Origin of the sequence: Rhizobium sp. H4 (assembly GCF_003013335.1) — a bacterium.
Taxonomy (GTDB): Bacteria; Pseudomonadota; Alphaproteobacteria; order Rhizobiales; family Rhizobiaceae; genus Rhizobium; species Rhizobium sophoriradicis.
In genome coordinates, this window is the sequence record NZ_PSOW01000013.1 from 1 (window position 1) to 14,880 (window position 14,880).

The 14,880-nt window shown below is 61.9% G+C and carries 10 protein-coding genes; all 10 read left to right on the forward strand.

Annotated features, from left to right (window positions below; all coding sequences use genetic code 11):
• The coding region (locus tag C4N04_RS20170) for a DUF4082 domain-containing protein (RefSeq protein ID WP_158775572.1) at nt 1–814 on the forward strand (814 nt) is incomplete at its 5' end.
• Nucleotides 815–903: 89 nt separating this feature from the next.
• Complete coding sequence (locus C4N04_RS20175) at nt 904–2,088, forward strand: GTP-binding protein (RefSeq protein ID WP_106796944.1); 1,185 nt, start codon at nt 904–906, stop codon at nt 2,086–2,088.
• A gap of 166 nt (nt 2,089–2,254) precedes the next feature.
• Entirely contained in the window at nt 2,255–7,567 is a 5,313-nt protein-coding gene (locus C4N04_RS20180; RefSeq protein ID WP_245425635.1) for a DUF4082 domain-containing protein, read from the forward strand.
• A gap of 49 nt (nt 7,568–7,616) precedes the next feature.
• Entirely contained in the window at nt 7,617–8,849 is a 1,233-nt protein-coding gene (locus C4N04_RS20185; RefSeq protein WP_096765094.1) for a GTP-binding protein, read from the forward strand.
• Nucleotides 8,850–8,917: 68 nt separating this feature from the next.
• Entirely contained in the window at nt 8,918–9,226 is a 309-nt protein-coding gene (locus C4N04_RS20190) for a hypothetical protein (RefSeq protein WP_040112893.1), read from the forward strand.
• Between the two features lie 45 nt (nt 9,227–9,271).
• A complete protein-coding gene (locus C4N04_RS20195) occupies nt 9,272–11,416 on the forward strand; it encodes a peptidase domain-containing ABC transporter (RefSeq protein WP_106796946.1) in 2,145 nt (714 codons plus the stop codon).
• Nucleotides 11,413–12,855: an HlyD family type I secretion periplasmic adaptor subunit gene (locus tag C4N04_RS20200; protein WP_106796853.1), complete on the forward strand. Its 1,443-nt coding sequence runs from the start codon at nt 11,413–11,415 to the stop codon at nt 12,853–12,855. The genes C4N04_RS20195 and C4N04_RS20200 overlap by 4 nt, the downstream gene beginning before the upstream one ends.
• Before the next feature lie 321 nt (nt 12,856–13,176).
• Entirely contained in the window at nt 13,177–13,980 is an 804-nt protein-coding gene (locus tag C4N04_RS20205) for a DUF6030 family protein (RefSeq protein WP_106796854.1), read from the forward strand.
• A 187-nt stretch (nt 13,981–14,167) separates the two neighbouring features.
• On the forward strand, nt 14,168–14,434 hold the full coding sequence (locus C4N04_RS20210; protein ID WP_106796855.1) for a type II toxin-antitoxin system prevent-host-death family antitoxin: 267 nt from the start codon (nt 14,168–14,170) through the stop codon (nt 14,432–14,434).
• Entirely contained in the window at nt 14,434–14,847 is a 414-nt protein-coding gene (locus C4N04_RS20215; RefSeq protein WP_106796856.1) for a hypothetical protein, read from the forward strand. The genes C4N04_RS20210 and C4N04_RS20215 overlap by 1 nt, the downstream gene beginning before the upstream one ends.
• The last annotated feature ends 33 nt before the right edge of the window (nt 14,848–14,880 follow it).

The following is a 14,880-nucleotide window of genomic DNA, read 5'->3' on the forward strand; positions in this document are numbered from 1 at the left end:
CCATGGCGCCAATGATGCGCCGGTGCTGGCGGTGCAGACAGCGACCCAGAATGCCACGGTCGGCTCCGCCTTCTCCTTCACCCTGCCGACGACGACCTTCACCGATGTCGACAGCGGCGAGACGCTGACCTATTCGGCAACCGCCGCCGATGGCACGGCGCTGCCGTCATGGCTGAGCTTCAACGCCTCGACACGCACCTTCTCCGGCACGCCGACGACGTCAGGCACCTATGGCGTCAGGGTGACGGCGACCGATCTCGGCGGCCTTGCGGCCAACGAGACCTTCAACATCGCCGCATCGGCGGCGGCGACGACCTACAGCCTGTTCTCCGCCTCCAGCACGCCGGCCCAGACCAACCTCAACGATGGTCAGCAGCTCGAGCTCGGCGTCAAGTTCACGTCGAACGTTGCCGGGGATGTCACCGGCATCAGGTTCTATCGCAGCGCCAACGACAACGGTCAGAACGTCGTCGACCTGTGGACCTCCACAGGCACCAAACTTGCAACCGCCAACTTCACCAACACCACCGCAAGCGGCTGGCAGACGGTGAACTTCGCAACACCGGTCACAATCACCGCCAATACGACCTATGTCGCCTCCTATCACACGACGGGCGCATACGTCGCGACCAATAATTTCTTTACGACTGCCGTCACCAATGGTCCGCTGACGGCGCCGTCAAGTGCGGTCGCTGGCGGCAACGGCGTCTACGCTTATGGCGGGTCGGCGACCACGGGGCTCTTCCCGAATGCTACCTTCAATTCAGCCAATTACTATGCCGATGTGATCTTCCGCCCGCAGCTTGCCGCATGACGCATCGGGAAGAGGAGTATGAACGGAATCGATGAGGCTCATAGGACGCAAATGCCGACCGCTCCGAGTACGCACTTCATGGCATGCCGATGAACAGGATCGAACGGCTCCCGGTAACCGTGCTGGCCGGCTTCCTCGGGGCCGGCAAGACGACGCTCCTCAGCCACGTGCTGAATAACCGCCAGGGCCTGCGGGTCGCGGTCATTGTCAATGATATGAGCGAAGTGAATATAGACGCCAGTCTCATTCGCGACGGAGGCTGCAACCTGTCGCACACGACGGAGACATTGATCGAGCTCAGCAATGGCTGCATCTGCTGTACCTTGCGCAACGATCTTCTGAAGGAAGTGCGGCGGCTGGCCGAAGAGGGGCGATACGACTATCTGTTGATCGAAGGAACGGGCATTGCCGAGCCGCGCCCTATCGCGGCAACTTTTTCCTTCCGCGACGAGAACGGCGTTTCCCTCTCCGATTTTGCCAGACTCGACACGATGGTCACTGTGGTCGATGCTGCAAACCTGCTAGCCGACTACAATAGCGCCGATCTGCTTGCCGACCGTGGCCTGCAGCGGGACCCTGAGGATCGGCGCACACTGATCGACCTGCTGGTGGATCAGATCGAGTTTGCCGATGTCGTCGTGATTAACAAGATTTCGGACGCGACAGAAGAGATCCGCTCGGAAGTCCGCAAGACGGTGGCGGCACTCAACCCGGATGCTCACCAGATGGAGACGGATTTCGGCAGGATATCTCTCAATACCGTTCTCGATACGGGCCTCTTTGATGAAGCAAAAGCCGCCGCCCATCCCCTGTGGCACAAGGAATTGTACAGTCCAGGGGAGCATATTCCGGAGACGGAGGAATACGGCGTATCAAGTTTTGTCTATCGCACAAGGCGTCCCTTCGACCCGATGCGGTTTCGGGCATTCCTCGACGAGCCTTGGCCCGGAGTGTTGCGCGCCAAGGGCCATTTCTGGCTTGCCACGCGCCCACGTCATGTGGGTCTGATGTCGGCTGCCGGGATTCAGCGGCGCTGCGAGCCAATGGGACTCTGGTGGGCAGCCGTACCCCGGCAGGACTGGCCGGACCATCAGCAGTTTCATCGGCACCTGCAGAGCCGATGGGACAAGGCTTGGGGCGATCGCCGGCAGGAACTGGTCTTCATCGGCGTCGACATGGACGAGACGGGTGTGCGGACCGCACTTGACGGATGCCTCGCCAGCGCCGATCCGCGCGACTGGGCGACTCTCGAAGATCCGTTTCCGGCCTGGTAGCGCGGGCGGTGTAGTACAACTCGCGCGTTAACCGGCTCGACCAGCCGGAAAGCGGTTAAGATCATCATATCGACGTATGGGGGTACCACCCATCTACCCCGGATTGCTGTCGTCCGTTCCCTTACGAAAGCTGGCAGGATGCAATCTTGTAGTGTCGATCGACGGAATGGGGACGCCGCTGATGCGGAGAATTCATGTCAGTAATCGTGAGTATCTGAGTACAATTGGTGGAGCGTTGTGTATCAGTCGTGCGCCGCCTGCCTGGAGTGCAACCCTTGGATCCGCGACGGTCGTGTCCTCGACGAGCACAGACGGTTCCGCCAGCTTTGCCAGTCAGGGTAGCGCAACCGTCCAATCCTCCTTCACCGGCACGGTCACATCGTCCCTGATATCGCCAGGCGACATGCAACCCTCCCCGGCATCGTCGACGGCGATACCGGCGCCTGCGCCTGCGGCCGATGGCGGCGTTCTGGACACATCCACGAAGACGGCTTCGGCCGCGACGGTCTTCGACACGTCGTCCTCGACATCGCAGCGCACCGTGCTTGGCCCGGATCCGTACGAGGAGGCTGCGACGCTGCCCGCTGCTCCTGTGCTGACCGGTGTTGGCAGCGGTACCGATACCGGCAGCGGTGAAACGGTGGCGCCCGCTCCTTCGTCCAACAGTGTCGCCACGGCTTCGCTGCGCCTCCAGGCCTCGGTTGCATCCATCTCACTCGAGTCGAGCCAGGACTCTTCTGCTGAGACGACAGCGGCCCCGACAGCATTGTCGGGACCGGTGACGGTGCCTTTGCCAGTGGCGACGCCCAACAAGATCGCGCTCGAAAACCTGAAGCAGGGCAACCCCATCAGCGAATGGGGCCTGGAGGGCGATGGCAAGGGCACCATCCAGGGTTTTGCCACCGAAATCAGCACGAATATCGGCCAGACGGTCGATTTCAAGATCGCCACCGACTCCACGCACTACCGCATCGACATCTACCGCATGGGCTATTATGGCGGGCTCGGTGCACGCAAGGTCGACTCGATCGAGCAATCGCTGACTACGGCGCAGATCCAGCCGCATCCGATCGTCGACCTGTCGCTCGGTCTCATCGATTGCGGCAACTGGTCGGTTTCGGCCAGCTGGCAGATCCCCGACGATGCGGTATCCGGCGTCTATTTCGCCAAGCTGGTGCGCGAGGACGGCACCGAGGATGCCAGCATCATCCCCTTCGTCGTACGCGACGATGCGTCCACCAGCAATATCGTCTTCCAAACCTCGGATACGACATGGCAGGCCTATAATGCCTGGGGCGGCGCCAGCCTCTATTATGGCCAAGTGCCCGTCGATCCCGCCAACATGATCGGCTACCTGCCGCCGAACTGCAGCTGCGGCCTGACCGCGATCGGCCGCGCCTCGGCGGTCAGTTATAACCGCCCGATCATCACCAATACCAGCCCGATCGGCGGCTCGCATGATTATATCTTCGGCGTCGAATCCTCCGCCATCTCATGGTTGGAGCAGAATGGCTACGACGTGTCCTATATCTCGGGCGTCGACGCCACGCGTAATGGCGCGCTGCTGCTCAACCACGATGCCTATTTGTCCGTCGGGCACGACGAATACTGGTCAGCCGAACAGCGCGCCAACGTCGAAGCGGCACGCGACGCCGGCGTCAACCTCGCCTTCTGGAGCGGCAACGAATGCTATTGGAAGGTGCGCTGGGAAAGCAGCATCGACGGCAGCGGCCAGGCTTACCGCACCATGGTCTGTTACAAGGAGACCTGGGGCACGAGCACGGATCCGAGCAATGTCGGCACCGGCACCTGGCGCGATCCGCGTTATGCCGATCCGGGCCAGGAGCCGGAGAATTCGCTGACCGGCACGATGTTCCAGGTGGACAGCTACCGCCAGGATACGATCTCCATCCCCTACGACTACTCGAACCTGCGCTTCTGGCGCAACACCGACGTTTCCGAGCTTCAGGAGGGCGGGACCTATAATCTGGTGCAGAACCTGCTCGGCTACGAATGGGATTCCGATGTCGAGAACGGCTTCCGGCCGGATGGGCTTATCAATCTGTCGCTCTCCTCGGTTTCGGTGAGCACCTACCTGCGCGACTATGGCACGTCGATCGGTTCGGCCGTCGCCACCCACAGCCTCACCATGTATCGGGCCGAGAGCGGTGCGCTGGTCTTCGGCGCCGGCACGGTCTTCTGGTCCTGGGGTCTCAGCGACAACCATCAGGGCCCGACAACGCCGACCGACCGCAACGTGCAGCAGGCGATGGTCAATATGTTCGCGGACATGGGCATCCAGCCGACGACGCTTGATGCGAGCTTGATCCTCGCGACGAAATCGACCGACACGCTGAAGCCCACCTCGTCGGTCACGTCGCCGATCGTCGGCGCAAGCTTCCTCGAAGGCCAGCGTGTGACGATTACGGGCACGGCGCAGGATTTCGGCGGCGGCATCATTGCCGGCGTCGAAGTCTCTACCGATGGCGGCCAGCATTGGTTCAAGGCCACCGGCCGCGAGAGCTGGAGCTATAACTGGGTCGTGCAGGCGAGCGGCAACTATACCATCATGTCGCGCGCCGTCGACGACAGCGTCAATATGGAGGCGCCGTCGGTTGGCAAGCAGGTGACCGTCACCCTGCCGGCAACGCAGGGCCTTTGGACGCTGGCGGACAAGCCCGCTGTCGAAACGGCGATCGATCGCGATTCCATCGAGCTCGGCCTGCGCTTCCAGGCGACGACGGCGGGCTCGGTGCAGGGCATCCGCTTCTACAAGGGCTTCTACAATACCGGCGACCATGTCGTCAGCCTCTGGACCGCCGACGGGACGCTGCTGGCGACCGGCGTATCGACAGGTGAATCGCTCTCCGGCTGGCAGACGGTGATGTTCTCCAGCCCGATCCAGATCGCGGCCGGCACGACCTATGTGGCATCCTATCACAGCAATGGATTCTACTCCCTCACCGGAAATTATTTCAGCGATCCCTATGGCAGCGGTGCGCTGAAGGCCGTCGATGGCGGCGGCGTCTTCGCCTACGGCACTACTGTCGGCACGTTCCCCGGCCAAAGCCCAGGCACCGGCACGAATTACTGGGTTGACGTGGTCTTTGATGCCGGCCCGAACAGCGCGCCGGTCGCGACCGATGATACCGGGCTAGTCATCACCAGCAACAATACCGTCGTCATCTCGATCGCATCGCTTGTCGGAAACGATACGGATCCCAATGCCGACGCACTGGCGATTTCGGCCGTTGGCAACGCCGTCAACGGTACGGTGACGCTCAACAAGCAGAACCGCACCGTCATCTTCACGCCGACCAACAATTATTCGGGGCCGGCAAGCTTCACCTATACGCTGTCCGACGGGCGCGGCGGCACGGATCAAGGCAGCGTCAGCCTCACCGTGAACCCAGGCCCTGCCGGGGAAACGCTGTTTACATCAAGCGAAGGACCGACGAGCGCAAGCTTCAACGACGGGCAGCCGATGGAACTCGGCATGAAGTTCGTCGCTTCCTCCAGCGGATTGATTACCGGCATCCGCTATTACAAGGCGGCCGGTGATACCGGAGCCCATACCGGCTCTCTGTGGACGGCCGACGGAACGCGGATCGCGACCGTCACCTTCGCCGCTAGCGGACCGGTGAACGGCTGGCAGACCGCGACCTTCGCCAATGCGGTGCATATATCTGCCGGCACAACCTATGTCGCCTCCTACAGCACGACAGGCTCCTACGTGGCCACGGCGAACTATTTCACGTCAGCCCATACCAATGGCTCGCTGACGGCGCTTGCCGGCAGCAATGGCGTCTACACGGTTGGGAGCTCGGCATTCCCGACCTCCAGCTACCAGTCTTCGAATTACTGGGTGGATGTCGTCTACAACCAGTCGACGGGCAATACGGCGCCGGTCGCCGCCAACGACAATGGCTACACGACCTACTCCAACACGTCGCTGTCGATTGCTGCAGCGAGCCTGCTAGCAAACGACACCGATGGCGATGGGGACTCGCTCAGCATCACCGGCGTCAATGGTGCGGTCCACGGAACGGTGAGCTTCAACAGCCAGACCAAGACCGTCATTTTCACGCCGACGGCGGGTTATACGGGCGCGGCGAGCTTCTCCTATACTGTTTCGGACGGGTTTGGCGGCACGGCGTCGGCCACGGTCAGCCTCACTGTCAACGCGCCGCCGGCCGGGGGCGCGACGTCGAGCCTGTTCACCGGCGCCGACACGTCGGGAATTGCTGCCGCCAACGACGCCAACTCGGTCGAACTCGGCGTCAAGTTCATCGCTTCCGCCAACGGCCAGATTACCGGGCTCACTTATTACAGGAGCGCCCAGGATACCGGCACGCATGTGGGCTCGCTGTGGACGGCGAGCGGCCAGCTGCTGGCCCAGGCGACCTTCATCAATGAAACGGCGAGCGGCTGGCAGACGGTTTCCTTCGCCCAGCCGATCAATGTTTCGGCCGGCACCACCTATGTGGCGAGCTACCATTCGAACGGCTTCTATTCGGCAACGGCGAACTACTTCACGACGGATTATACGAGCGGCGCGCTGACGGCGCCGGCAAGTTCGCTCAGCGGCGGCAACGGCGTCTACGCCTATGGCACGGGCAGCCTGTTCCCATCCGCCTCCTACAATGCCACGAATTACTGGGTGGACGTTCTCTATCGGCAGGGCAGCGGGCAGAATACGGTTCCGGTCGCTGCCAACGACAGCGGCTTCTCGACCAACACAGGCACGCCGATCACCATCCAGGCTTCGGCGCTCATTTCAAACGATACCGATGGCGATGGCGATCCGCTCACGATCACCGGCGTCAGCGGCGCGGTCAACGGCTCGGTCGCCTGGAATGCCCAGGCCCAGACGGTGACCTTCACGCCGACGGCAGGCTATTCGGGACCGGCGAGCTTCAGCTACGCGATCTCGGACGGCAAGGGCGGCACGGCCTCGGCACAGGTGGCGCTCACCATCAGCAACGGGGCCGCGGGTCCGGAACAGAACCTCTTTGCCGCCAACGCGACGCCCTCGGTCGTCTCGGTCAACGACAACCAGCAGGTCAATCTCGGCATGAAGTTCCAGGCCGATGCCGCCGGCTGGATCACCGCCATCCGCTTCTACAAGGGCGCCGACAATACCGGCCCGCACAACGGCTATCTGTGGACCGCATCCGGCACCTTGCTCGGCAGCGTCACCTTCAACAACGAGACGGCAAGCGGCTGGCAGACCGCGCAACTCAGCCAGCAGATCGCCATCCAGGCAGATACGACCTACGTCGTCTCCTACTCGAGCAACGGCAATTATTCGGCGACCGGCAATTACTTCGGCAGCGATGTGACGAATGGGGACCTGAAGGCGCCTGCCGGCAATAACGGCGTCTATGCCTATGGATCGGGCGGGCTGTTCCCGACCGCCAGCTATAACAGCACCAACTACTACGTGGACGTGGCATTCAAACCGCAGCTCGCGGCCTGACGCCCACGCGGAAGCAAGACCAAGCATGCCATGAAGTGTGAGAGTATCGATGATGCGTACAGATATCAGATTGCCGGTTACGGTTCTCGCCGGGTTTCTCGGCGCCGGGAAGACGACTGTCCTCAATCATGTCCTGAGTAATCGGGAGGGTCGCCGGGTTGCTGTCATCGTCAATGATATGAGCGAGGTCAACATCGATGCGGATCTTGTGCGCGAGGGCGGGGCAGATCTATCGCGTACCGACGAGACGCTGGTAGAGCTCACCAACGGATGCATCTGCTGCACGCTGCGCGACGATCTCCTGAGCGAGGTGCGGCGATTGGCAGCCGCCGGCCGTTTCGACTATCTGTTGATCGAGGGCACCGGCATTGCCGAGCCGTTGCCGGTCGCAGCCACGTTCTCCTTCCGCGACGAAAGCGGGGCAGCCCTTTGCGACGTCGCCCGACTCGACACGATGGTCTGCGTCGTCGATGCGGTCAACCTGCTTGCCGATTACCAGAGTGCCGAATTCCTTGCCGATCGCGGCGAAAGGCGTGACGGGGACGATGAGCGCAAGCTCGTGGAACTGCTCGTCGAACAGATCGAATTTTCCGACGTCGTCATCATCAACAAGGCAGGCGACGTGCCGTGTGCCGATCTTGCCGAGGTTCGCCGGGTCGTCGCGGCGCTTAATCCGGATGCCCAGGTCGTCGAAGCAGTTTTCGGCCAGGTGCCACTGAGCACAATTCTGGACACCGGTCTCTTCAGCGAGGCGAAGGCTGCCCGCAATCCGCTCTGGCACAAGGAACTCTTCGGCTGGGGTGACCATGTGCCGGAGACCGAGGAATATGGCATCAAAAGCTTCGTCTATCGCAGCCGCCGGCCATTTGATCCCTCGAGGCTGCAGGATTTCCTCGGCAGGAAATGGCGGGGCCTCATTCGCGCAAAAGGGCATTTCTGGCTCGCGACAAGGCCTGACGAGATCGGTCTGCTGTCGATTGCTGGCACCCAGTGCCGCATCGATACCAGGGGTTTCTGGTGGGCCTCCGTTCCAAAGGTGCAGTGGCCACGCTTTCCGCAGTTCCGTCAGCTCATCGACCGGCATTGGGACGAGGTGTGGGGCGACCGCCGCCAGGAACTCGTCTTCATCGGCGCCGGCTTCGACGAAGGAGCAATCAGGGCGGCACTCGATGACTGCCTGACCGGTGAGGAGACAGGCTTCGATCCGCAGATCGCTATCGGGCTCCGGGACCCGTTTCCTGCGTGGCCGCACGGGCATGTGCATGCACATTCAAACAGTTAGAGCGTCCTCATGGACGTAAAGGCGCCCTAAGGTGAAGACGTTTTGATTATCAACCAGAGGAGAGAACAATGAGCAATGAACTTTACGCAGATGGCATCGGCGAAATCACCATTACCGGAACGATCGTGCGCATCGACCTGATGTCGCTTTCGGCCACCGATCGTGACGCCAACAACAACCCGAAGCCGGTCTTCCGCCAGCGCATCATCATGCCTGTCGATGCCTTCGCCAATGCGGTCGATCTCATGCAGAAGGCGCTTGGCGGGTTGGTCGAGGCGGGTGCGGTGCGTCGCGTTGGCGATATGTCAGCTGCGGCGGCTGCCGATATCCAATCGGGGCCGGCCGGCGCTTCGAACGCTTCGCCGAACTTCAACTGATAATACAAAGATCGCCTCAGTTTCGTAATGGGTTTCGGGTGGGCCATGAGTGGTTTTCTGCATACCAACCTGCACTGTCTGGCGCTCGTCGCGCGTCATCACGGCGTCGATCTGGCTCCTGAGCGCTTGCAGCACGATTATGCCGTCGGCAACGATCCCGTTGCCGTGCGGCAGCTGCTGCGCATGGCCAAGGATTCCGGCCTCAGAGCCCGGCATCTGACACTCGACTGGCGATCGCTGTTTCAGCTCGGCGAGGCCTTTCCGGTACTCGCGGAACTGACGAACGGCAATTGGGTGGTGATCGCCGACGCTGTCGGAAGCGGCGAGGAGGAGAGAATTCGCGTTCTCGACCCGCTCGCGTCACGCGCCGAAGCGATGATGCTCAGTGAAGAGCAATTCGCCAAGGCCTGGCTCGGATCGGTGGTTCTGCTGAAACGCAATTATCGCATGTCCGATGAGGACCGGCCTTTCGGCTTCCGCTGGTTCGTGCCTGAAATCATCAGGCAGCGCAGCTTCTTCCGTGATGTCGCGCTGGCAGCCTTCGTCCTCTACGGCCTCGGACTGACGACCCCGATGTTCTTTCAGCTCGTGATCGACAAGGTGCTCGTCCATCAGAGCTATGCGACACTTACGGTTCTGACGGTCGGTATCGCCGTGGCGCTCATCTTCGACGCGACCTTCAGTTTCCTGCGCCGCTATCTGCTGCTCTACGCCACCAACAGGATCGACATACGGGTGGCGACCCGCACCTTCGGCCATCTGCTCAATCTGCCGATCGCGCTCTTCGAGCAGGCTTCGGCCGGCGTTCTCGTCAAGCATATGCAGCAGACGGGGCGTATCCGCGAATTCCTGACCGGCCGGCTGTTCCTGACGCTTCTCGACGGCGTGTCCCTCTTCGTCTTCGTGCCGATCCTGCTTCTCTACAGCGTCAAGCTGACGCTCGTGGTCCTGGGCTTCGCAGCGCTTGTCGGCCTAGTGGTGATGCTGCTGGTCGGGCCGTTCCAGCGCCGTCTGCAGGCGCTCTACCAGGCGGAAGGCGACAGGCAGGCCCTGCTGGTGGAAACAGTGCACGGCATGCGCACCGTCAAATCGCTGGCGCTGGAACCGCGCCAGCGCAAGGTGTGGGACGATTATTCGGCCCAGTCGATCTCGGTGCGCTTCCGGGTCGAGAAGATTTCGACCATCGCCCAATCGATGACCGGCCTTCTGGAAAAGCTGATGAGCGTGGCGATCATCGGCCTCGGCGCGCTCGATGTCTTCAACGGCGCGATGACGATCGGCGCGCTTGTCGCCTTCAACATGCTCGCCGGCCGCGTCTCCGGCCCGCTGGTGCAGATCGTCACCATGGTGCATGAATATCAGGAAGTGGCGCTGTCCGTGCGCATGCTCGGCGAGATCATGAACCAGCGGCCGGAGCAGGCGGGCCGGGGGCGGGGTGTTCGCCCGCGTCTGCAGGGCCGCATCGAGTTCGACCGGGTCACCTTCCGCTACGCTGCCGACAGCGCGCCGGCGCTCGATAATGTCTCCTTCGCCATTCCGGCGGGCTCGGTGTTCGGCGTGGTCGGCAAGAGCGGTTCGGGCAAGACGACGATCACCCGGCTCATCCAGGGGCTCTATCAGAGCCAGGAAGGGCTGGTGCGCATGGATGGTTATGACAGCCGCGAGATCGACCTAGTGCACCTTCGAACCAGCATCGGCGTCGTGCTGCAGGACAATTTCCTGTTCCGCGGCTCGGTCCGCGACAATATCGCCGCCGCCAAACCCGATGCCAGCATCGAGGAGATCATGGAAGTCGCCCGCATCGCCGGCGCCGAGGAGTTCATCGAGCGCCTGCCGCGCGGCTTCGACACGCTGCTGGAGGAAAACGCCGCCAACCTGTCGGGCGGCCAGAAACAGCGGCTGGCGATTGCCCGCGCGCTGATCACCGATCCGAAGCTGTTGATTTTCGATGAGGCGACGAGCGCGCTCGACCCCGACAGCGAGGCGATCATCCGCGACAATCTCAGCCGCATCGCGGCCGGCCGCACCGTCATCATCGTCTCGCACCGGCTTTCGACGCTTGTCAACGCCGATGCCATTCTCGTTGTCGAGCGTGGCAAGGTCGCCGATATCGGCCGGCACGATCAGCTGGTGTCGCGCTGCATGACCTATCGCCACCTTTGGTCCCAGCAGATGAGGCAGGTCGCATGAGCGCGCACGCGAGAAAGCCCAACGAGAACCTGCCCGCCCCACTGGACGAAGGCCGCTCGGACGAGAAACCCTCAGGCAAGGGGAGGGAGCTCATCGCTCGCCCGCCGCTGCCGCCCGCAATTGCAGAATTCCAGTCCGATGCCGTCGAGCTCGAGGAACGGGCGCCGCCGCGGGTTGCCCGTATGACGCTCTACTGCGTGACGGCGCTGATTGCTTCGGCGATCATCTGGGCTTCGGTCTCGTCGGTCGACGAGGTGGTGATCGCCCCCGGCAAGCTCGTCACCACCCAGCCGACCATCGTCGTCCAGCCGCTCGAAACCTCGATCATCCGCACGATCGAGGTCAAGGCCGGGGAGGTGGTGCATGCCGGCCAGACGCTGGCGACGCTCGACGCCACCTTCAGCCAGGCCGATGTCGGGCAGCTGAGGGCGAAGCTTGCCGCTCTTGACGCCCAGGTGAAGCGGCTGGAGGCCGAGCTTACCGGCAAGGACTATTCGGAGATCGCCGGCAACACGCCGGATGAGCAACTGCAGCTGCAGCTGTTCGGCCAGCGGCGCGCCTTCTACATGGCGCAACTGCAGAATTTCGAGCAGCAGATCGCCGGCCAGTCTTCCGTTCTAAAGGCAAACCGCAATCAGGAGGCCGTGCTGAACGACCGGCGCGACAACCTTTCGCAGATCGAGGCGACGCGAAAGAAGCTCTATGACACTGAAAGCGGCTCGCTGCTTACCATGCTCGGCTCGCGCGACGCACGTCTCGATGTCGAGGCTGATATCACCGCCGTGCGCGGCAAGGCCGACGAGGCGGCTCATACCTATGCCAAGCTGCTCGCCGACCGCCAGGCTTTCATCGAGGATTTCCGCCGCGCCGCGATGGAGCAGCTGGTGGAGCTGCGCAGCCAGCGCGACATGGCGGGCGAAGAGCTGAAGAAACTGGAGCTGCGCCGCAACATGGTGGCGCTGACGGCACCGGCCGATGCCGTCGTGCTCGATCTGGCGCAACGTTCGGTCGGTTCGGTGGTGCGCGAGGCCGAACCGGTTGTCACGCTGGTGCCGATCAACGTGCCGCTCGAAGCGGAAGTGTCGATCAATACGCGCGATATCGGCCGGGTGGCCGTCGGCAAGGAAGCGCGTATCAAGCTCGATGCCTATCCCTTCCAGAAATATGGCACCGCCTCGGGTGAAGTGAGAACCATCAGCCAGGACACCTTTCTAACCGGCCAGCAAGAGCAGACAGCCACCCCCAGCCAGCCGGCCGCCCCCTTCTTCAAGGCGCGGATCTTGCTTGCCGATGCCCGGTTGAATGCTGCGGATGTGCCGGTGCGACTGCTTCCTGGCATGACCGTATCGACGGAAATCAAGGTCGGCAACCGCACGGTGATCTCTTATTTCCTGTATCCGTTGCTGCGCGGACTCGATAACGCAATACGTGAACCGTAGGCTGACGGATCGGTTGGGTGAAAACCAGTTCCGACTGAGCTTTGAGGCAGATGTCGCGTCTGATCGCCTGCATTTTAGGCCGCCTGGATGTTCGAAGTCGGTCGCCGCTTGACGCTATATGCGCCTAACCTCACACTCGCAGTGTCGGTTGGTCGCAAAGAGAATCGAGGTCGATGGGCTTCGAACTCGCACCGGCCCCTATTATGTTTGTGAGGCCGCGCCATGGATAAGGTGTTATCAGCCGTCGATCCTCCTGGCGGCGGCCCAGGTTCACACTGGAATTTCCCATGGCGGACCGTCCCCCGCTGGCTGCTTTGGCCGGTGCTTTTGATAGGCCTGTTGCTCGTAGCGGGCATCGTCGTTTTTTTCGGCGGAAGCGACCGCCTCGAAGACCCGGCTGCGCGCGTTGAAGATCGAGCTCTCAATAAGGCTGCCCCGTCGCCGGAAATCGCCGCCCGCCGTGATGATGAGGCTGCTTCTCCTCGCCGGCCGCTGTCGATATCGCCGCAACTGATCGAGGTCCCGAAGCCCGAGCTGGCAGGTCAGTTTCTGCGGATGTGGCGCGTCTCGGGGTCGAACATTTGCGCGGCTCTCCGAGAGGCCGGTATCGCGATGAGCGAGTGGAAAGCCGCATCGATGCGCAATCGCAATTATGAATGCTATTTTCAGCGCGTTTATCAACGGGACGAGGCGCGTCCCCTCAGTTCCACCTTCCTCAAGGTTCGTGGAAACGAAGCGGGCGAGATTGTCGAGATCCGCGCCAGGATCATCGGGCCGACGACAGATGCGCAGGGGCGTCTCGCCCCGGCCGTCCTGCGCATGTTCGAGATCATTGTGAAGCAGGCGTGTTGGAGTGATTTCGAGGATAGTCTCACGTCTATCCAGAACCTGCGAAATGTCGAATACGATCGATTCGGCGCCTATCTCAGTTTCACGCGCGAAGCGGACGGCGGAAGCAATTTTGATTTTGTTCTCGGTCTTAAGGCGACTTCAGCTTCGCAGGTGAGGACCAAGACGTATTTTTCGCCAGAGCGCTGGCTGACCGGAACCGATCGCCGCACCGTTTCGGGGAACGTGATCCTCACGGACCGCTCGGGCACCATGTCAGCCAATTGTGCAAGTTGACCGCGTAGCCGGAGGGGCGGCGCCAGGTGATGATAGCTGGGCGGGGCTAGGAACCACTGCAGACCGGGCAGGCTTGGTTTCCGACCATGTTGGTGAAGGAGCCACGCGTTATTAAGGCAGCCTCATAGTAATTGCAGCATTGTTGCAAATGCTGTATATAACAGCAAATACAGCAAGGGAGAACGCCATGCCGAGGTCAAGCGGTTCCTATTCTACCAGTGATCTCTCCCGGAAATCCGGAGACATCATCGCCGAAGCGCTTCGTCATCCGGTCACCATCACCCAGCGCAACAAGCCGCGTCTCGTTCTGCTCAACATTGACGACTATCAGCGGCTGATGAAACAGTCCGACCGCCGATCCGCCGGCACGATCGAAACCATGTCGGATGAACTCTTCGCTGAATTCGAGAACGCCGTCGAGACCTATGCCGGCGAGGATGAGGCAGGTCGGTAGTGAGCTACGACCTGATCCAGACCGCAAGCGTCATACGCTATCCTTACCTGTGGGCGCGGGAGGCTGAACGTGGAGAGACGGAAGGACGCAAGGAGCGGCCGGTCGCCGTGGGCGTGAGAATGCCGCGGCCGGACGGTGATCTGGTCCTGTTCTTTCCCATCACCACCAAACAGCCGGAGGCAGCGCGGTTTGCCGTGGAGGTGCCTGTGATTGAAAAGCGCCGCGCCGGCCTTGATGCCGATCGCCGGCTTTGGATCATCTTCGATGAGTTCAACACCGACACCGTCGGCAATTCATTCTATCTCGAGCCGGAGCCGCCGACAGGCCGCTTCAGCAAGGCCTTCTTTCTGCCGTTGCTGCGCGACTTCATCAGCCGCCGCAGGTCGGCGACGGAAGTCAGCCGGTTCCGCTGACCGCCACGGCGAGAGTACGGCGACGCATTGACC